Origin of the sequence: Mesorhizobium neociceri (assembly GCF_013520985.1) — a bacterium.
GTDB classification, from domain to species: Bacteria; Pseudomonadota; Alphaproteobacteria; order Rhizobiales; family Rhizobiaceae; genus Mesorhizobium; species Mesorhizobium neociceri.
The window spans coordinates 78,344-98,519 of record NZ_JACDTY010000018.1 but is presented as its reverse complement, the minus strand read 5'-3'; the positions used below and the strand labels follow the sequence as shown (position 1 = coordinate 98,519).

Annotated in this window: 17 protein-coding genes; 8 read left to right on the top strand and 9 right to left on the bottom strand. The window is 64.4% G+C overall.

Going from position 1 to position 20,176, the window contains the following annotated elements:
• Positions 1-66: 66 nt before the first annotated feature.
• Complete coding sequence (locus H0241_RS27750; protein WP_181060966.1) at positions 67-222, bottom strand: hypothetical protein; 156 nt, start codon at positions 220-222, stop codon at positions 67-69.
• A 234-nt stretch (positions 223-456) separates the two neighbouring features.
• Here H0241_RS27750 and H0241_RS27745 point away from each other — a divergent pair, with 234 nt between their 5' ends.
• Complete coding sequence (locus H0241_RS27745; RefSeq protein WP_181060965.1) at positions 457-1,224, top strand: SDR family NAD(P)-dependent oxidoreductase; 768 nt, start codon at positions 457-459, stop codon at positions 1,222-1,224.
• 252 nt (positions 1,225-1,476) lie between these two features.
• On the opposite strand, the gene H0241_RS27740 is transcribed toward H0241_RS27745, so the two are convergent.
• From H0241_RS27740 to H0241_RS27705, 8 genes are all read right to left on the bottom strand, one after another.
• Entirely contained in the window at positions 1,477-2,421 is a 945-nt protein-coding gene (locus H0241_RS27740; RefSeq protein ID WP_181060964.1) for an ABC transporter permease, read from the bottom strand.
• The gene (locus H0241_RS27735; protein ID WP_181060963.1) at positions 2,418-3,473 is read right to left on the bottom strand and encodes an ABC transporter permease; all 1,056 of its coding nucleotides are present in this window, start codon (positions 3,471-3,473) and stop codon (positions 2,418-2,420) included. Before H0241_RS27735 ends, H0241_RS27740 begins: the two co-directional genes overlap by 4 nt.
• Positions 3,473-4,984 (bottom strand): ABC transporter ATP-binding protein, encoded by a 1,512-nt coding sequence (locus H0241_RS27730; protein ID WP_181060962.1) that lies wholly within the window; start codon positions 4,982-4,984, stop codon positions 3,473-3,475. Before H0241_RS27730 ends, H0241_RS27735 begins: the two co-directional genes overlap by 1 nt.
• Positions 4,985-5,200: 216 nt before the next feature.
• Positions 5,201-6,226 carry a BMP family protein gene (locus tag H0241_RS27725; protein WP_181060961.1) on the bottom strand — a complete coding sequence of 342 codons (1,026 nt, stop codon included), beginning with the start codon at positions 6,224-6,226 and terminating at the stop codon, positions 5,201-5,203.
• 117 nt (positions 6,227-6,343) lie between these two features.
• Positions 6,344-7,291, bottom strand: a complete 948-nt coding sequence (locus tag H0241_RS27720; protein ID WP_181060960.1) for an ABC transporter permease — start codon at positions 7,289-7,291, stop codon at positions 6,344-6,346.
• 2 nt (positions 7,292-7,293) lie between these two features.
• Positions 7,294-8,271 carry an ABC transporter permease gene (locus H0241_RS27715; protein ID WP_181060959.1) on the bottom strand — a complete coding sequence of 326 codons (978 nt, stop codon included), beginning with the start codon at positions 8,269-8,271 and terminating at the stop codon, positions 7,294-7,296.
• Between the two features lies 1 nt (position 8,272).
• Positions 8,273-9,742, bottom strand: a complete 1,470-nt coding sequence (locus H0241_RS27710; protein WP_181060958.1) for a sugar ABC transporter ATP-binding protein — start codon at positions 9,740-9,742, stop codon at positions 8,273-8,275.
• 48 nt (positions 9,743-9,790) lie between these two features.
• Positions 9,791-10,804: an ABC transporter substrate-binding protein gene (locus H0241_RS27705; protein ID WP_181060957.1), complete on the bottom strand. Its 1,014-nt coding sequence runs from the start codon at positions 10,802-10,804 to the stop codon at positions 9,791-9,793.
• Positions 10,805-11,007: 203 nt separating this feature from the next.
• On the opposite strand from H0241_RS27705, the gene H0241_RS27700 reads away from it, so the two are divergent.
• The 7 genes from H0241_RS27700 to H0241_RS27670 all read left to right on the top strand — a co-directional run bounded on the left by H0241_RS27700 (position 11,008) and on the right by H0241_RS27670 (position 19,989).
• Positions 11,008-13,419: a glucan 1,4-alpha-glucosidase gene (locus H0241_RS27700; RefSeq protein ID WP_181060956.1), complete on the top strand. Its 2,412-nt coding sequence runs from the start codon at positions 11,008-11,010 to the stop codon at positions 13,417-13,419.
• A 32-nt stretch (positions 13,420-13,451) separates the two neighbouring features.
• The gene (gnd, locus tag H0241_RS27695) at positions 13,452-14,465 is read left to right on the top strand and encodes a phosphogluconate dehydrogenase (NAD(+)-dependent, decarboxylating) (protein WP_181060955.1); all 1,014 of its coding nucleotides are present in this window, start codon (positions 13,452-13,454) and stop codon (positions 14,463-14,465) included.
• 23 nt (positions 14,466-14,488) lie between these two features.
• Positions 14,489-15,865, top strand: coding sequence for a glucose-6-phosphate dehydrogenase (zwf, locus tag H0241_RS27690; RefSeq protein ID WP_181060954.1), 1,377 nt, complete (start codon positions 14,489-14,491; stop codon positions 15,863-15,865).
• A gap of 14 nt (positions 15,866-15,879) precedes the next feature.
• Positions 15,880-16,587 (top strand): ROK family protein, encoded by a 708-nt coding sequence (locus H0241_RS27685; RefSeq protein ID WP_181060953.1) that lies wholly within the window; start codon positions 15,880-15,882, stop codon positions 16,585-16,587.
• A gap of 211 nt (positions 16,588-16,798) precedes the next feature.
• Entirely contained in the window at positions 16,799-17,263 is a 465-nt protein-coding gene (locus tag H0241_RS27680; RefSeq protein WP_181060952.1) for a MucR family transcriptional regulator, read from the top strand.
• A 125-nt stretch (positions 17,264-17,388) separates the two neighbouring features.
• Positions 17,389-18,489: an aminotransferase class I/II-fold pyridoxal phosphate-dependent enzyme gene (locus tag H0241_RS27675; protein WP_181060951.1), complete on the top strand. Its 1,101-nt coding sequence runs from the start codon at positions 17,389-17,391 to the stop codon at positions 18,487-18,489.
• 258 nt (positions 18,490-18,747) lie between these two features.
• Positions 18,748-19,989 (top strand): MFS transporter, encoded by a 1,242-nt coding sequence (locus tag H0241_RS27670; protein ID WP_181060950.1) that lies wholly within the window; start codon positions 18,748-18,750, stop codon positions 19,987-19,989.
• The last annotated feature ends 187 nt before the right edge of the window (positions 19,990-20,176 follow it).

Below are 20,176 nucleotides of genomic sequence, written 5' to 3'. Positions count from 1 at the left end.
CCGCGTTCGGTTCATCAACTCCGGTTACCTGAAGGCGCTAGGTCGCCACCCTTTCGGCCTGATCGCTCAGGGAATAAGGCCGAGCACGACTGCCCCGGTGAACACGAACGCAAGGGCAAAGACGAGATAGGCGAAAGCGCCCGCATAGGCCGGGCGGAAACCCTGGGCATTGGCCAGCCTCTGGCTGGTACGATCCGTCTCGGCGTTCTGGATATAGGACATATCGACCTCCGTCTCGCCGGTTAATCTATAAAATCAGTAGACTTTGTCGAGTGCTATTTTTTGACGGTATGTAGAACAATTTTCTCAGACAGCGGGGAAAATTGGTTTCGCTTTGCTATGAGCATACCATGGGCAGCAACCGGCGGGTCGGCTTGGCCGGCCCGTGCATAGGAGATAGCATCGCCATTCCGGCGTAGAGCTGGGGCTATTGAACAGGGCTAGGGGAGCAGAAATATGGGTGCAAGACTGGCCGGCAAGGTCGCCATCATCTCGGGCGGCGCGACGGGAATGGGCGGGGCGGCGTCGGAACTGTTCGCGGCCGAAGGCGCCAAAGTGGCGATCATCGACCGCAATGGCGAGGCGGCGGCCGCCACCGCCGCAGCAATCCGCGCGCGGGGTCATGTCGCCGAGCATTTCGTCGCTGACGTCTCCGATGAAGCGCAGGTTGAGACGGCGGTCAAAGGGGCGATAGAGAAACTCGGCCCGGCCACCGTGCTGTTCAACCACGCCGGCACCATCGTGATAAAGCCGTTCCTGGAGACGACGGTGCAGGAATGGGACTGGCTGCACGCCGTCAATGTCCGCTCGATGTTCCTGATGACCCGCGCCGTACTGCCCGGCATGATCGCCGCCGGCGGCGGTTCGATCGTCTGCACCTCGTCGATCTCTGCGGTGGCGGCGACGCCGATGGAGGTGCTCTACGACACCACCAAGGGCGCCTGCCACATGTTTGCGCGGGCGATCGCCGTCGAGTTCCGCGACCGCAACATCCGCTGCAACGCCGTCTGTCCCGGCTTCATCCGCACACCGCACGGCCTGCGCGAGGTCGCCGATCTCGGCAAGCTCGGCGTCGATGTGTCGGACGCCGCATTGGCAGCGCAGCAGGGCCGCATCGGCGAACCGGAGGAAGTGGCCAAGGCGGCGCTGTACCTCGCCAGCGATGAGTCCAGCTTCGTCAACGGCACGCATCTGTTCGTGGATAACGGCTTTACGGCAATGTGAGGCGTCCCAAGGTCCAGGTCTTTGCCCCAGGGAAAGCTTGGCGCCCCTCCTCTACCCCGTCGATCGGGGGAGAGGTGTCGAGCGCAGCTCGACGGAGTGGGGGTCGACCCTCGGCGCGGTGCAGGAGGTCCTTGCGCCTTGGTCCCCCTTTCAATATCCGTCGGCGACGGTTGCCAGGTGGTTCCCCCACTCCGTCGCTGCTTCGCAGCGCCACCTCTCCCCCTCCGGAGGGAGAGGAAAGGACACTACTCGTCAGCGCTCTTCTCGTCGAAACGGCTTCAGGAGCGCTGACGGCGCCACCGCGTTGCGCGACATCACGGCCATCGCCACGATGGTGAAGATGAACGGCAGCATCAGGAACGCCTCGTAGGGGATGTGCCCGAGCCCGCTTGCCTGCATGCGCAGCTGCAAGGCATCGACGAAGGCAAACAGCAGCGCCGCGCCGGCCGAGCGCCACGGGTCCCAGCGGCCAAACACGACCAGAGCGATCGCCACCCAGCCGCGTCCGGACACGACGCCGAAGGTGAAGGCGTTGAACTGCGCCATGGTGAGGAATGCACCGGCGAGCCCCATCAGCGCGCCCCCGAGAATGACCGCCTGGAAGCGCGTGGCAATGACGCTGACGCCAGCGGAATCAGCGGCGCGCGGGTTTTCGCCCACCATGCGCACCGACAGGCCCCAGGGCGTGCGGTAGAGCACGAAGGCGGCAAGCGGGATGGCGATGATCGCCATGTAGACCAGCGCAAACTGGTTGAACACCGCTGGTCCCAGCACCGGAATGTCGGACAGCAACGGGATCGGCAGCGTCTGAAAACCCTTGATGCTGGGCGGCACCGATTGCTGGCCGAAGATCAGCCGGTAGAGGAAATAGGCGAGGCCCGACGAGAACAGCGTGACACCGATTCCGCAGACATGCTGGCTGAGGCCGAGCGCCACCGTGAACAGCGCATGCAGCGCGCCCATCAGCATGCCGGTCAGCACCGCCGCCAATATGCCGAGCCACAGGCTGCCGCTCAGGCTGGCGGCGGTGAAGCCGGTCATCGCCGAGAGCAGCATGATGCCTTCGATGCCGAGATTGAGCACGCCCGCCCGCTCGGAGAACATTTCGCCGAGCGTGGCAAAGGCGAGCGGCGTGGCGATGCGGATGATGGCAGCGAGGAAGCCGACCTGGAAGATCTGTTCGAACACTGCGCTCATGATGCAGCTCCGACACGGCGGATGCGATAGGCGGTGAACAGCAGCGCCACGAGCATGGCCAGCAGCGCTGTGCCCTGGATGACATCGCTGAGGAAGGCCGGCACGCCGGTGGCCCGCGACATCGCCTCGGCGCCGGTCATCACCGCGGCCAGGAAGATCGCCGCCGGCACGACGCCGAGTGGATTGAGCCTGGCCAGCATGGCGACGACGATGCCGGAATAGCCATAGCCCGGCGAGATATCGCTCATCACCTGGAAATGCACGCCGCCGACTTCGCCGACGCCGGCAAGCCCGGCCAGCGCGCCCGACAGCAGCGCCGTCGAAATCAGGACGCGTTCGACATGGATACCGCCATAGCGTGCGGCTTCCGGGCTTTCGCCGGTGACCCGGATGCGGAAGCCGAGTGTGGTGCGCACGATCAGGAACCAGACCAAGGGCGCCGCGATCAGCGCCGCGACGACGCCGAGATGCAGCCTCGTGCCTTCGAGCAGCACCGGAAAATTCGCCGAATCCTCGATCGGCGGGGAGATCGGATAACCGCTGAAGGAGTCCTTCCACGGCCCCTCGATCAGCGCCATCAGCGCGTAGTAGATGACCGAATTGAGCAGCAACGAGCTGACGACGTCATCCACCTTGAATTTGACCCTGAGCGTCGCCGGCACCAGCGCCACAGCCGCACCGGCCGCTGCACCCGCCAGCGCCATCAACAGCATGGCGAGCGCGCCCGGCATCGGAATGGCGCCGACAAAGCAGCTGGCGACCGCGCCGGCCAGCAATTGGCCTTCGGCGCCGATGTTCCAGAACTTCGCCCTGAAGGCGACGGCGACCGCCAGCCCGGTGAAGATCATCGGGGCGGCGCGCACCAGCGTTTCGGTGATGGCGTAACTGTCGCCGAACGAGGCCGACAGCATCACGCCATAGGCTTCGAACACACCGGCGCCGGCCAGCGCGATGAGGCCGCTGCACAGCACAAGCGTTGCACCGATGGCCAAAAGCGGCAGCGCCAGGTTGAACCAGGCAGGGGTCGAGGTGCGGGCTTCCAGGCGGAACATCAGCTATGGCCCTCCGCCCCGGTCATCAACAGCCCAAGCCGCGCGATTGTGGCGTCAGTGCTGTCCAGCGTGCCGGCGATGCGGCCCTCATACATCACCGCGATGCGGTCGCAGAGCACAAGCAATTCCTCGAGGTCCTCGCCTATGACGATGATGCCGCAGCCCTTGGCGCGCATGTCGAGGAATTTTTCGTGGATGAAGCGGGCAGCACCGATGTCGAGGCCGCGCGTCGGCTGCGACACGATCAACACCTTCGGATCGAAAGCAAGCTCGCGCGCCAGCAGCGCCTTCTGCAGATTGCCGCCGGACAGCGCGCCGGCGCGGGTCATCGGCCCGGGGCACCTGATATCATAGGCCTTGATCTGCTCTTCGGCGAAAGCGCGGATCGCATCCGGCTTGAGCAGGCCCTTGCGGCTGAACGCCGCCGTGCCGATGCGCGGCAGCACCATGGAATCGGCGAGCGGCAAATTGGTCACCAGCCCGGTTGTCATGCGGTCCTCCGGGATACGGCCGAGCCCGAGCGCCTGAACCTCGCGCGGCGAGAACCGCATCACTGCTTTGCCGGCTATGGTCATCCGCCCGGCGTCGGGCACGCGCGTGCCGGAGATCACCTCGGCCAGCGCTTTCTGGCCATTACCGGAGACGCCGGCAATGCCGAGGATTTCGCCGGCCCGCACCGATAGCGATACGTAGCGCAGCGGCGTGCCCGAATGCCGTGAAGTGGAAATGCCGTCGAGCGTCAGCACCGCCACACCCGGCGTCGACGGCCCTCTTGCCGGCGGCACGATCTCATGGCCGCACATCAGCTGCGCCATTGCCGCTGACGTCGTGTTGGCCGGATGGTCGACGCGGCCGGCAACGCGGCCGTGCCGCAGCACGGTGCAGCGATGCGTGAGCGCCCGAACCTCGTTCAACTTGTGCGAGATGAAGATGATGCCGAGGCCTTGTGCGGCCATCGAGCGCAGCGCCGAAAACAATCCGTCGACCTCGCTCGGCGCCAGAACTGCGGTCGGCTCATCGAGGATCAACAGCCTCGCGCCACGAAACAGCGCCTTGACGATCTCCAGCCGCTGTTGCTCGCCGACCGACAGCGCCGAGACCGGCAGGTTGGGGTCGAGCGTCAGGCCATGCTGGCGGCTGATGTCGGACAACCGGGCAAGTCCGCCGCCGCGGTCGATGCGGCCCGATTTGCCGGGAATGCCGATAAGCAGGTTCTCCAGCACTGTCAGCCGCGGCGCCAGGTGAAAATGCTGATGCACCATGCCGATGCCGGCGGCCAGCGCATCGGCCGAACTGGTGATCCACACCGGCTTGCCCTGGACCAGGATTTCGCCGGCATCCGGCGCATAGGCGCCGAACAGCACATTCATCAGCGTCGTCTTGCCGGCACCGTTCTCGCCCAGCAGGCCCAGGATTTCACCCGGCGCGACGCTGAGATCGACACCCTCGTTCGCCTTGACGGCGCCGAAGCTCTTGGTGATGCCGCGCATTTCGATGAGAGGGGCGGACAAGGGGGGCTCCTGAACTGTGAGGCGTGCCCGTCACACCCCCCTCTGGCCTGCCGGCCATCTCCCCCTCAAGGGGGGAGATTGGATGTCACGTCGGCTTTCGCCAATCTCCAACCGCTACGATATCGCCGCCAGCGAAGCTGCCAATCTCCCCCCTTGAGGGGGAGATGCCCGGCAGGGCAGAGGGGGGTGCGATAAGCACCAACCCTCAAAGCAAGCCTAATCCGAAACCGGCGTGTTCTCATCGACATCGACGCGGAAATTGCCTTCCAGGATCTCGGCCTTCTTCTTCTCGACCAGTTCCTTGACCTCGGCCGGCAGCGTCTTGTCGAACTTGTGGTAGGGCGCCAGGAACGAACCGCCCTTGGCCATGCGCGAGAAATCGCCATAGTCCTGCGCTGTGAAGACGCCGGCCTTGACCAGTTTGATCGCCTGCTCGACCGTCGGGTACATGTCCCAGACCGGGCCGGTGATGACCGTATCGGGGCCAAGGCTCGACTGGTCGGACATGTTGGAGATGGCGAGGATCTTCTTGTCCACCGCAGCTTCGATGACGCCGAAGCGCTCGGCATAGATGACATCGACGCCGGCGTCGATCTGGGCGACGGCCGCTTCCTTGGCCTTGGGCGGATCGAAGAAGGAGCCGATGAAGGCGACCTTCTTCTTGATGTTCGGATTGACCTCCTTGGCGCCGGCGAAGAAGGCGTTGACCAGCCGGTTCACTTCCGGAATGCCCATCGCCGCTACGGCGCCGATCGTGCCCGATTTCGACATCTTGCCGGCGATCATGCCGGAGAGATAGGCGGGCTCGTGGATCCAGTTGTCGAAGACGCCGAAATTGGGTTCAGCCGGTCCGGCGCCGGAGCCGAACAGCCAGGCGGTCTTCGGGAACTGTTTTGCGGTGCGGCGCGATTCACGCTCGGCGGCGAAGGCGTCGCCCAGCACCAGCTGGTAGCCGCCTTGTGCATATTCGCGCATGACGCGGCTGAAATCGGCGGTCTGCACCTTTTCCGACCATTTGTATTCGATGCCGAGTTCCTTCTCGGCCTTCTGCAGAGCGACGTGGATCTGGTTGTCCCACGGCTCCTCGATCGGCGTGGCGAAGATCGCCGCCACCTTGAGCTTCTTGTCCTTGGCGAAGGCAGCATTCGGCAGCATGGCCGCAGCCAGGCCAAGCGCGCCGAGTTCCAGCACGTCGCGCCGCGACAGGCCGGTCGATTGCGATTTGTTTTTCCGGTTTTCCATCTAGTGCCCCTCTGTTTGACAGCCGTGTCGAGCCGGCTGTTCTGAAATCAGACGCGGAACTATGGAACGGGTGCGGACTTTTGTCCACATGGTCAAATTTGGCGAACGCGCTGCCGCTCAGCGCAGGGCCTTCTCGCCACCGGCCACGGTGATGACGCCGACGATGATCAGCCCGGTCAGCAACAGGCGAACGCCGGCGCTGACGCCGAATGTGTTGAGCATGGTCAACAGCAGCACCAGGAACAACGCCGCGCCCCAGACGCCGGGAACATTGGCCTTGCCGCCGGCGACCGAGGTGCCGCCGATGACGACGACGGCAATCGAGGCCAGCAGGTACTCATTGCCGATGTCGACATTGGCGCCGCGGAAATAGCCGGCAAGCAATGCGCCATCGATGCCGCCAAGCGCGCCCGACAGCGTGTAGGTGAGGAAGCGGGTGCGGCCGACATTGACGCCGGCAAGCCACGCGGCGCGGATATTCTGGCCGATCGCCAGCACCGAGCGGCCATAGATCATGCGCTGCAGCGCGATGGCAGCAGCAATGGTGAACAGCACGGTGAGGATCGCCAGCACCGGAATGCCCAGGATTTGCCAGTTAGCGAAATCGGCAAAGCCCGGCGGCGGCTTGATCTGCAGGCCGCGGCCGTAGCTGATGTCAATCGACTGGATGATGAAGCTGGCCGACAGCGTGGCGATGATCGGCGGAATGCGCAGCGCCCAGATCAGCAGATAGTTGACGGCGCCGATGGCAGCACCACAGGCGAGCGCTGCCAGCAGACCGACCACGATCATGGAATCGCTGCCGCCCATCACCTTCATGGCGACGGCGCTGGCGAGCCCGATATTGGCCGGCAGCGACAGGTCGACATTGCCGGGCCCGAGCGTGATGACGAACATCTGGCCGACGCCGACGATGACGGTGAACACCGCCAACGACAGTGCCGCCGTGACCATGCCGCCGCCGCCGTAGCCGCCGGTGAACGAGATCGTTGCCAGCCAGACCAGCAACGCGCCGAGGAAGGACCAGATCCAGGGTTTGGCGACAAGCGTGCGCAACAGGGCCATCGTTACCTCTCCCTGCGGCTGATCAGGACGCGGGCCGCCAGCACGATGATCAGGATGGCGCCGTTGGCGGCGACCTGCCAATCCGGCGGGATGTGCATGAAGGTGAGTAGCGGCGACGCGGCCAGCGCCAATGTCAGCGCGCCGAGCACGGCCCCGATCGGCGACACCCGGCCGCCGACGAATTCGCCGCCGCCGAGGATGACGCCAGCGATCGCCAGCAGCGTGTAGCCATTGCCGATATTGGCGTCGGCCGAAGTGGTGATGCCGATCAGCGCCATGCCGGACAGCACGCCGAACAGGCCGGTCAGCGCAAACAGCACGATCTTGGTGCGAAGCAGCGACCAGCCGGCGCGCCTGAGCGCCGCCGGATTGCCGCCGGATCCCCGCAGGATCACGCCGTAAGAGGTACGCATCAGCCCGAAATGCACGACCGCCGCGATCACCAGCGCGGCGATGATCGGAAATGGAATGAAAGGCGGCTTGAACGCCATCAATCCGAGTAGCCAGTCCGGCGCCTTGCCGCCAGGTTTCGGCAACACCAGGATGGCCAGCCCCTGCCAGACGAAGCTCATGCCCAGCGTCACCACGATTGACGGCAGGTTGCGCAGATGGATCAGCGCACCGAGCAGCGCATAGACACCGATAGAGCCTAAGAGGACAACCACGCCAAGCAGCGGTGCATCCTTCAGCCATGTGGCGGTGACGCAGCCGACGAAGCCGACAAAGGTGCCGATCGACAGATCGAGCTCATTGCCGGCGATGACGAACATCTGCGCGATCGTCGCCAGCGCGATCGGGATCGCCAGGTTCAGCATCAGGCTGAAGCCGAAATAGCTGATGGCGCGCGGGTTGAGCCAGGCGATGGCGAGCAGCACCAGTGCCAGCGACAACGCCGGCAACAGGCTGCGCAGCAGGCGGGCACGGGCAGCACTGCTGCGCGGCGAGGAACTTGGGGTCGTGCCGGGAGCGATTGCCGTCATCTCAGGCCGCATCGCCGAATGAGGACTGGATGATCTTTTCCTCCGTCAGCTCGTCGCGTGTGAGATTGGCGACGATGCGGCCGTTCTTGAATACATGGATGTGGTCGCAATTGTCGAGCTCTTCGGTCTCGGTTGTGTACCAGAGGAAGGTCCTGCCCTTGGCCGCTTCCTCGCGCACGAGGTCGTAGACCTCGAGCTTGGTGCCGATGTCGACGCCGCGCATCGGGTCGTCCATCAGCACGATCTCGGCATCCGAGCCGAGCGCGCGGGCAAACAGCGCCTTCTGCTGGTTGCCGCCCGACAGCGAAAAAATGTTGTTGGTCATATCGGGTGTGCGGATGCCGATCTTCTGCTTCCAGAACTCGGCAAGCTCGGCCTCGCGCCGCGGCGAGATCAGCAGCCCTTTTCGCAACCGCGCCAGCGAACGGATGCCGATATTTTCCGCGATCGACCATTGCGGAAAGATGCCGTCCGACTGGCGATCACCGGCCACCAGCGCCACCGGCGCGGTCACCTCTATGCCGGTCCTGGCGCGCTGGGCGGCCTTGAAGATCGCCAGCAACAGGTCGGTCTGGCCGTGGCCGGCAAGGCCGGCGAGGCCGATGATCTCACCGGCATGTGCGACGAGCTCCTTGCCGTCCTGCTGCCGCTCTGGCCGTGCCCTTACCCTAAGTGGGCCGGCGGCGGGCCTGGCGGCTGCAATCTCCGCCGCGATCTTCTCGCGCGCCTCGGCGCCGCCCATGGTCGCCACCAGCCGGTCGCGGTCGAAGGCCTTCGCCGCGTCCGTGGCGACCACCTTGCCGTCGCGCATCACCACGATGCGGTCGGCATTTTGCAACACTTCGCCCAGCACATGCGAGATCAGGATGCAGCTGCCACCGCCGGCGACGAAACGGCGCACGAAGGCTAGCAGTTGGCCGGCCGTGTGAGCGTCGAGCGAAGAGGTCGGCTCGTCGAGAATGACAAGGTCGAGCGGATCGCCCGTTACCGTGAAGGCGCGCGCCACCTCGACCATCTGCCGCCGGCCGATGGAGAGGTCACCGGCAATGTCGTCAGCCGAGATGCCGTGATCCGGGAAAATTTCGTCGAGCTTGGCGGCGATAAGGTTAGCGGCTTTGCGCCGCCAGCCGAGGCCGGTCAGCGCTGGATGACTGATGCGCGTGTTCTCGGCGATGCTGAGGTTCGGGCAGAGCGACAGTTCCTGGAACACGCAGCGTATGCCGAGCTTTAGCGCGCGCGCCACCGAGTAGTCGATTTCCGCATTGCCGCGCACCGCGATCTCACCGCCATCGGGCCGCAGCGTGCCGGCCACCATATGCATCAGCGTCGACTTGCCGGCGCCGTTATGGCCGACCAGCCCGACGCATTCGCCTGATACAACATGGAAGTCGACGCCGTTAAGCGCCCGAACGGCGCCGAAATGTTTTTCGGCGCCGTTCAGTCTGATGATGTCCGTATTGGCCTCAGGCATGCCCAACGATATCCGGTCGATCATGCCACTGGCAATGAATGCAAAGCATCACTTGATATTGGCTTTGATCGCCGCGAGGGCGTCTTCCTGTGTGTATTCGTGCGTGGCGACGCCGCCTTCCTTGATCTTCGGCAGCGCTGCCTCGAAATCGTCCTGGGTGAAGGCGAGATAAGGCACCAAAAGGTCGTGCGGGATGTCGGTGCGGCCATCAAGCACCTGCTGCGCCACCCAGAAGGCGAGCGACGATACGCCCGGCGCGATCGACGCCGACCAGGTCTGGTAGCCGTCCTTGTCCTTCTGCTCCTTCCACCATTTCAGCTCGTCCTGGCGGTTGCCCATGATGATGGTCGGGCGCGGCTTGCCGGCGGCGGCGAAGGCTTGTGCTGCGCCATAGCCGTCACCGCCCTGGTCGACGATGCCGACGATGTCGGGCAGCGACGGCAGGATGGTCGCGACCGCCTTCTGCGCCGTCGTCTGGTCCCAGTCGCCGGTCACCGAGCCGACGATCTTGAACTCGGGATGGGCGGCAACGCCTTCGAGGATGCCGGCATGAATGGCATCGTCGATCGAGGTGCCGGCCAAGCCGCGGATTTCCAGCAAATTGCCGCCCTTGGGCTGGAACTTGGCCATCTGCTCGACTTCCTGCTTGCCCATGTCCTTGAAGTCGACGACGACGCGGTAGGCGCAAGGCTCGGTCACGGTGCCGTCGAAGGAGACGACGACGATGCCGGCATCGCAGGCCTGCTTGATGGCGCCGTTCAGCGCATCCGGCGAGGCGGCGTTGATGACGATGGCGTCATAGCCTTGCAGGATCAGGTTCTGCACCTGCGCGGCCTGGGTCGGCACCTCCTTGTCGGCGGTGGTGAAGATGTCGGCGGCGCCGACGACCTTGTCATCGACCGCCTTCTTGGTGACGATGCCGTAGCTGTCGAGCATCGCCTGGCGCCACGAATTGCCGGCGTAATTGTTGGAGAAGGCGATCTTCTTGCCGCTGGTGTCGGCAAGCGCCGTGCCCGAGGCAAGCATTGCCGCCAGAGCGCTCAGAACGAGCAGTTTCTTCATATGATATTCCTCCCATGGTTGTCAGATTTGTCGACTGCTGCTGATGATTGTTGCGTTCGCATCCTGTTTTTTATCTATTGTCAGACAATTGCAGATGGAGGCGCTTGTCAACTGCGATCGGCCACGCTTTGGCGATCAACTTCAGGTGCGATGATTGAAAAGCCTTCGTGTGCTGGTCTAGGGAAGGGTCCAGGAGACCATGCATGGCAGCGACGCCAACCCTAGCTGAAGGCGCGCCCGGAATTCCGGCGCGCTGGACGTCGAGCGCCAAGAGCGGCGTTGGCGCGGCGCTTTCGCCGGCGAGCCGGGTCTGGTTCACGCTCAGTCATGGCATCGTCAATGAAATCTATTATCCCGGCCTCGACAGCGCCTGCACGCGCGACATGGGGCTGCTGGTCACCGGCCCCGGCGGCTGGTTCTCCGAGGAAAAGCGCGACGCCGCGCATGCCATCGAGCCGTTCGAGGACGGCGTGCCCGCCTACCGGCTGCTCAACACCACTGCCCGCTACCGCATCGAGAAGCGCATTCTAGCCGATCCGGCGCGCCCGGCGCTGCTGCAGGAGACCAGCTTCACGCCGCTCGAAGGCGCGGCCGCCGACTACCGCGTCTACGTCTTATTGGCGCCGCATCTGGTCAATGCCGGTATGGGCAACACCGCCTGGGTCGGCGAGCACAAGGGCAGGCGTATGCTGTTCGCCTCGGGGCGCGGCACCTGCCTGGCGCTGGCCTCATCCCTGCCCTGGGGCGACTGCTCCGCCGGCTATGTCGGCTTTTCCGACGGCTGGCAGCAGCTCAGCCGCGACGGCCGGCTCGATCCGGCCTGCCAAAGAGCCGAAGACGGCAATGTCGCGCTGACCGGCGAGATCGGCTTTTCCTCAGGCAATAGCAAGGTCTTGCTGGCGCTCGGTTTTGGCGCGACATCAGACGAAGCCGCCGAAAACGCCGCCGCCAGCGTGAGGCGCGGTTTTGAACCTGCCGCCAAGACCTATGTCGCGAAATGGCAGAAATGGCAGGCCGGCCTGCTGCCGCTCGACCGCCATGATGCATCCGGCCTCAACACATACCGTGTCAGCACCGCGGTGCTGGCGACGCACCTTTCGCTGGCCAGGCCCGGTGCGGCCGTTGCCAGCCTGTCGATCCCGTGGGGGGCGAGCAAGGGCGACGACGATCTCGGCGGCTATCATCTGGTCTGGCCGCGCGATCTCGTCGAAACCGCCGACGGCTTCCTCGCCGCCGGCGACCCTGCACAGGCGCTGCAGATCCTCACCTATCTCCGTTCCATCCAGCAGCCGGACGGCCATTGGCCGCAGAATGTCTGGCTCGACGGATCTCTTTATTGGCCGGGCATCCAGATGGACGAATGCGCCTTCCCGCTGCTGCTTGCCGATGCGCTGCACCGTGCCGGACACCTGCCGCGCGCCAAACTCACCGCCTTCATGCCGATGATCGAGAAAGCGGCGTCCTACGTCGTGCGCAACGGCCCCGTCACCGGGCAGGACCGCTGGGAGGAAGACGCGGGATACAGCCCGTTCACCCTTGCCGTCGAGATTTCGGCACTGCTCGGTGCCGCCGATCTGTTCGACGTTTCCGGAAGACCGGCGCCGGCTAACTATTTGCGCGAGATTGCCGACTGCTGGAACGATCAGATCGAGCGCTGGACCTATGTCAGCGGTACACCGGAGTGCCGGCAGGCCGGCGTCGACGGCTACTATGTCCGCATCGCGCCGGCCGACGATGCCGGCGCCGCATCGCCGAAGGACGGTTTCGTGCCGATCAAGAACCGGCCGCCGGGCGATACCGACAAGCCCGCCGAGGCGATCGTCAGTCCGGACGCGCTGGCGCTGGTCCGCTTCGGCCTCAGAGCCGCGGACGATCCGCGCATTGTCGACACGGTCAAGATCATCGACGCACAATTGCGCTGCGACCTGCCGCAGGGACCTCTCTGGTACCGCTACACCAGTGACGGCTATGGCGAGCATGCGGACGGGGCGCCTTTCGACGGCACCGGTCAGGGCCGTCCCTGGCCTCTGCTCGCCGGCGAACGCGCCCATTACGAACTGGCCGCCGGCCATAAGGACAAAGCGGCAAGCCTGCTGAGCACATTCGAGGCCTCCGCCGGGCAAGGCGGCCTGCTGCCGGAACAGGTCTGGGACGGTGCCGATATACCGGAGCGCGAATTGTGGCTTGGCAAGCCCTCGGGCAGCGCCATGCCATTGGTCTGGGCGCATTCGGAGCATATCAAGCTGTTGCGATCGCTGCGCGACGGCGCCGTGTTCGACATGCCGCCGCAAGGCGTCAAGCGCTACATCAGGGACAAGACCGGTTCGACCTTGAGGGTATGGCGCTTCAACAACAGGCTGCGCACCGTGGATGCCGGCAAGACGCTGCGCGTGGAGTTGCTGCAGCCGGCGCTGATCCGCTGGAGTAGCGACCATTGGCAGACCAGCCACGAAATCCAAACAGCCGAAAACGCTCTAGGTGTTCATCTGGCTGACTTGGCCGTGGCCGATATTCCGCCGGGTAATATCATCGTCTTCACTTTTTTCTGGCCCGACGGCGACCGTTGGGAGAATGTCGACTTCACCGTGGGCATTGAAGAACCAGCTCGCACATAGTTTTCCTTTCCTCCAGCGACTAGGACAAGACCATGCAGATCGGAATGATGGGACTGGGCAGGATGGGCGCCAACATGGTGCGTCGCCTCATGCGCGACGGCCATGAATGCGTCGTCTACGACATCAACCCGGCAAGCGTTGCCGGCCTCGTCGCCGACGGCGCCATCGGCGCCGCCACGATGGAGGAGTTCGTCGGCAAGCTGTCCAAGCCGCGCAGCGCCTGGCTGATGCTGCCGGCGGCGATCACCGGCAAGATCGCCGACCAGGTGGCGGCGTTCATGGAACCCGGCGACATCATCATCGACGGCGGCAATTCCTACTATCACGACGCCGTCGACCAGGCCGCCGAGCTCGCGGCCAAGGGCCTGCACTATGTCGATGTCGGCACCAGCGGCGGCGTCTGGGGCCTTGAGCGCGGCTACTGCCTGATGATCGGCGGTCCCGACGTGGCGGTCAAACATCTCGATCCGATCTTCGCCACGCTGGCGCCCGGCGCCGATGCCGGCGCCACGCCGGACAAGGCGGGCGGAACCGCACCGTTCGGCTATCTGCATTGCGGACCGAGCGGCGCCGGTCATTTCGTCAAGATGATCCACAACGGCATCGAATATGGCGTCATGGCTGCCTATGCCGAAGGCATGAACATCCTGAAATCGGCCAATGCCGGCAAAAGGCAGCGCACCGCCGACGCCGAGACCAGCCCGTTGGAAAACCCGCAATACTACCAGTTCGACATCGACCTGCCGCAGGTGGCCGAAGTCTGGCGCCATGGCAGCGTCATCGGTTCCTGGCTGCTCGATTTGACCGCCGGCGCGCTGAAAAGCGACCCGGGGCTTGCCCAGTTCGGCGGCCGCGTCTCGGATTCGGGTGAAGGCCGCTGGACCTTGAAGGCGGCGATCGACACCGGCGTGCCGGCGCCGGTGCTGTCCTCGGCGCTGTTCGACCGTTTCTCTTCGCAAGGCGAATCCGAATTCTCCGACAAGCTGCTGTCGGCCATGCGCTATGCCTTCGGCGGCCATGTCGAAAAGCCGAAGGCCGGCAAGTGACGGCGGCAGGGGAGACGCGCAAAATGAGCCCAGAACGGTCCGACACGCTGGTGCTCTTCGGGGCGACCGGCGACCTCGCCCACAAGAAGATATTTCCCGCCCTCTACCAGATGGTCGCCAAGGGGACGCTGACCGAGCCAGTGATCGGTGTCGCCTTCGACGCCTGGGACATCAAGCAATTGCAGGCGCGGGCCCGCGACGGCATCGTCAACGCCGTTGGCAAGATCGACGAAAAGATCTTCGCCAAATTCGCCAATCTGCTGCGCTACGTCAGCGGCGACTATCGCGACGGCGCGACCTTCGAAAAGCTGAAGACCGCGCTCGGCTCGGCGCAGCGGCCGCTGCACTACATGGCGGTGCCGCCGACCATGTTCGAAACCGTGGTCCAGGGGCTGGAACAATCGGGCACCGCGCATGGCGCGCGGCTGATGGTGGAAAAGCCGTTCGGCCACGACCTGCAATCGGCGCGCTGGCTGAACCGGGTCCTGCATCTGGTGTTCGACGAACAGTCGATCTTCCGCATCGACCACTATCTCGGCAAGGAAGCGATCCAGAACCTGCTCTATTTCCGCTTCGCCAATGCCTTCCTCGAGCCGATCTGGAACCGCAACTTCGTCGAAAGCGTGCAGATCACCATGGCCGAGGATTTCGGCATCGAGGGCCGCGGCAAATTCTATGACGATGTCGGCGCTATCCGCGACGTGATCGAGAACCATCTGCTCAACATCCTTTTGCTGCTTGCCATGGAGCCGCCGGTCGGCCGCTCCGCTGACGATCTCATCGACGAGAAGGTGCAGGTGTTGCGCGCCATCCGCACGCTGACCAAGGATGACGTCGTGCGCGGGCAGTTCACAGGCTATCTCTCTGAGCCCGGCGTGAAGCCGAACTCGCCGGTCGAGACCTTTGCCGCGGTGCGCTTCATGGTCGACACCTGGCGCTGGCAGGACGTGCCGTTCTTCATCCGCACCGGCAAGAACATGCCGGTGCATGTCACCGAGGTGATCGTGCGGCTGAAGCGGCCGCCGCTCGATGTCTTCGATCCGATTAAGCCCGGCGACGCCAATTACGTCCGCTTCCGCATCGATCCGCAGGTGGCGATCTCGATCGGCGCCCAGCGCAAGGCCCCCGGCGACGACATGGTCGGCGAGCAGGTCGAGCTCACGGCGCTCGACGATTCAAAGGGCGACATGCCGCCCTATGAGCGGCTGATCGGCGACGCCATGAACGGCAATGGCCAGCTGTTCACCCGCCAGGACGCCAGCGAGCTCGCCTGGCGTATCGTCGGCCCGGTGCTAGGCGACACCACGCCGCCGCACATCTATGAGCCGAAGACCTGGGGACCGGCCGAGGCGATGGCCAATTTCGGGCCGCCGAACGGCTGGATCAATCCGGCCAAGTGAGCGGGGGAGACGACATGGCGAAGGCAGCCAGGCCCGCGACGGCCAAGGCCGAACCGATCGTGCTGACGATCGATGTCGGCGGCTCGCATGTTAAGATCCTCACCAGCGCCGGCGGCGAGCCCCGCCGCGCCGATTCCGGACCGGACCTGACGCCGCAGCAGATGGTCGCCACGGTGAAGACGCTTGCCGAGGGGCTGGCCTATGATGTGATCTCGATGGGCTATCCCGGCCCTGTCAGAAACAACAAGCCGTCGCTCGATCCCGCCAATCTCGGCAAGGGCTGGGACGGCTATGACTTCGCAGCCGCCTTCGGCAAGCCGGTCAAGGTCGTCAACGATGCGCTGCTGCAGGCGATTGGCAGCTACGATCGCGGACGCATGCTGTTTCTCGGCCTCGGCACAGGCCTCGGCGCGGCGATGATCCTCGACAATGTCGGCCAGCCGATGGAACTGGCGCATCTGCCCTACCGCAAGGGCCGCAGTTTCGAGGACTATGTCGGCGAGCGCGGCCTGGAGAAATACGGCAGGAAGAAATGGCGCAAATACGTTTTCGACGTCGTCGAGCGGCTGCGTGCGGCCCTGCAGCCGGACTATATCGTCATCGGCGGCGGCAACGTCGACCGACTGGATGAATTGCCCGCCAAATCCAGGCTCGGCGACAATACGCGCGCTTTCGAGGGCGGCTTTCGACTATGGCGCGATAGGGCGCTGATCGTCCGATAGTATTAAGATTCAGTATAGTTGTTCAAAATGACGTGTGAAGCGACACGAAGTCATTGCGTTACGCAGATTTGGCGATTAGAGCGATTGCACCGGATGGAATCATCTGGCGCAGCCGTACAAATGCAGCAAGACAAATGACTAGAGCGGATTTCCGGCTCCGCTGGGACAGCTCTGGAAGTTTCCGCCACCCCCCTAGCGACGGAGAGATAAATTGGCCAACGACAGCAACGACTCTGACAAGGACATCGACCTGCTCGAACTAACCGCCCATATCGTGTCCGCTTACGTCGAGAAGAACCGCTTGCCCGTTGCCGGCCTGAGCGATCTCATCGCCAGCGTTGCGGCGTCGATCGGCGGGCTCAGCCAGCCGCCGGCTCCGGTGGCGCCGCCGCAGGTCCCAGCCGTCAATCCCAAGCGGTCGGTGACGGCGGACTACATCATCTGCCTCGAAGACGGCAAGAAGTTCAAATCGCTGAAGCGCCATCTCGGCGTCCATTTCAACCTGACGCCCGAGGCCTACCGCACCAAATGGGGCCTGCCGGCCGACTATCCGATGGTTGCTCCCAACTATGCCGCGTCGCGCTCCGAACTGGCCAAGTCGATCGGCCTCGGCCGCAAGGCCGCAGCGGCCGCACCGGCCAAGGCCAAGGGTCGCAAGGCCAAGGTTCCGGCCTGATCGTCAGCGCCTCGGCGCTGAGCCAACAGTTTGGACGACTGGAACAGAAGCCTGCCGGCGAATGAGCCTTGGCAGGCTTCATGCTTTTGTGGCTTGGATATCAGCGCAAGCCAAGGGAAGCAGCCATGAACTACGCCAGAATGGTGATCGAGAAAGAGGCGCCGGAGGAATACGGCTACGACCGTATCCGGTTCAATCTCTCCGAAAGCTCGATCGCCGACCAGAAACTCTCCGACATCGGCCTGTCGCTGCCGGACCTCACGCTGTTCTATGGCGAGCATCGCGGCGACAAGGAATTGCGGGCGCTGATCGCGGCGCAGGATTCCGGCATATCGCCTGACGACGTTCTGGTGACGGCCGGGGCGGCGGGCGCGCTGTTCATCATCTCGACCTCGCTCTTGTCCGAGCGCGACCACCTCGTCGTGGTCCGGCCGAATTACGCCACCAACATCGAGACCCCCAAGGCGATCGGCTGCGCCATCTCCTATGTCGACCTCGACTTCGACAACGGTTTTGCCGTCGATGTCGGCCGCGTCGCGGTGCAGCTGCAGCCGAACACGAAGCTGATCAGCGTCACCTGTCCGCACAACCCGACCGGGACGATGATGCACCGGGCCGATCTCGATGCGCTGATTGCGCTCGCCGAAAGCCGCAACTGCCACCTGTTGGTCGACGAGACCTATCGCGACCTGTCCTACGGACAGCGCCTGCCGGCGGCGGCCTCTCTCAGCGCCAAGGCGATCAGCGTCTCGTCGCTGTCGAAAGCCTTTGGCATTCCAGGCATTCGCATCGGCTGGCTGATCACCAGGGATGCCGAACTGCAGGAACGCTTCCTCGCGGCCAAGGAGCAGATCGGCATTTGCGGCAGCGTCATCGACGAAGGCATTGCGCGCGGCATGCTGGAGCGCCGCGACGCCTTCCTGGCCGCACTGCTGCCCGAAATGGCCAAGCGCCGCGACATCGTGCAGGCCTGGATCGACCGCGAGCCGATGGTCGACTGGGTGCGGCCGCAGGGCGGCGTCGTCGGTTTTCCCAGGCTGAATGTCGACGCCGGCTTCGACCTCGACCGCTTCTACGTCAATTTGCTGGAAAGCCACGGCACCTATGTCGGCCCGGGCCACTGGTTCGACATGCCGAAGCGCTTTTTCCGCGTTGGCTTTGGCTGGCCGAAGGAGGCGGAATTGCGTGGCGGCCTCGACGCCATCTCGGCCGCGCTGAGGCAGTAACGTCCGCATGCGGTGGGGCAGGCTGGGCGAAAACCCTTGATCCAGACCCGATTTTGACGCATACGCGCCCCGAACTTTGATCAAGTCTCATTGGCCGGAACAGCGCCCATTTGGGAAGTGCCCCGCCGGCATCGCATCGGCCCGAAAATCGGTTTCGATTTTCGGAAAGCACGATGCGAAATTTAAAGTGCTGGAGCGTATTTTGTGCGTCCAAGTGGACGCACGTCGCTCCAGTGCCATCGCAACGGGGCCACATCCATGACATCCCATTCCCAGACGCCGCCGGACCAGCGCTACGCTGCCTTCCGCCACCGCTCCTTCCTGAGCTATTGGGCGGCGCGTTTCCTCACCACCTTCGCCACCATGATCGTCTCCGTCGCCGTCGGCTGGCAGATCTACGATCTGACGCGCGATCCCTTCGATCTCGGCATTGTCGGCATCGTCCAGTTCATGCCGTCGCTGCTGCTGGTGCTGGTCACCGGCGTCGTCGCCGACCGCTTCGGCCGCCGCCTGATCATGGCACTGGCGACGGTGACCGAGGCAGGCTGTGCGCTCGTTCTGTTGTACTTCACGCTGCGCGGTCTCGTCGGTCCGCTGCCGATCTTCGTCGTGCTGGCTCTGTTCGGCATGGCGCGCGCCTTTTACGGACCGGCCTCGTCGTCGCTGTTCGCCAATCTGGTGCCGCCGGAGGATTTCGGCAATGCGATTGCCTGGAACTCATCCGCCTGGCAGACGGCAACCATTGTCGGTCCGGTCGCCGGCGGCCTGCTCTACGGAGTCTCCGCCGAAGCCGCGTACGCCGTTGCCGCCGTGCTGATGGTGGTGGCCGGCCTGCTGATCTTCACCATTCCCAAGCCCGCCCAGCAGAGCGCCACCGACAAGCCGACGATGGAAACGCTGTTTGCCGGCTTCCGCTACATCTGGAGCGAGAAGATCGTGCTCGGCGCCATCTCGCTCGACCTCTTCGCCGTGCTTCTGTCCGGCGCCTCGGCGCTGCTGCCGGTCTATGCGCGCGACATTCTCGAACTCGGTCCCTGGGGCCTCGGCCTGCTGCGCTCCGCGCCCGGCATCGGCGCCATCTGCGTCGCGGTCTGGCTCGCCGGGCACCCGCTTCGCGACAATGCCGGCAAGATCATGCTCGGCTTCGTGGCAGGGTTCGGCGCCTTCACGGTACTGTTCGGCGTTTCCACAATCACCTGGCTGTCGATCGTAGCCCTTGCTGCCCTCGGCGCCACCGACATGTTCAGCGTCTACATCAGGGAAACGCTGATCCAGCTGTGGACGCCCGACGAAGTGCGCGGCCGCGTCAACGCCGTCAACCAGGTCTTCGTCGGCGCCTCCAACGAAGTCGGCGAATTCCGCGCCGGCACCATGGCGGCGTTGATCGGCACCGTGCCGGCCGTGGTGATCGGCGGCATCGGCGCGATTGCCGTCGCTGGCCTATGGGCGGTGCTGTTTCCGCAGCTGCGCCGGGTGCGGCATCTCAACAGCCGCAACTGATTGAGTAAGCCGCTGGATCCGGCGCGGTCCAAATCAGTTTGCGTCGACAACGACTGAGATGGGGCGGAAGCGGACGGTCCGGTTCTGGGACGAACTAGCCAGGTGGCGGGGCAGCCACAGGGTGGACATTTCTGCCCACATGGAAAATGATCATGTTGCCACGCACAACACTGCAGTGCTCTGATCT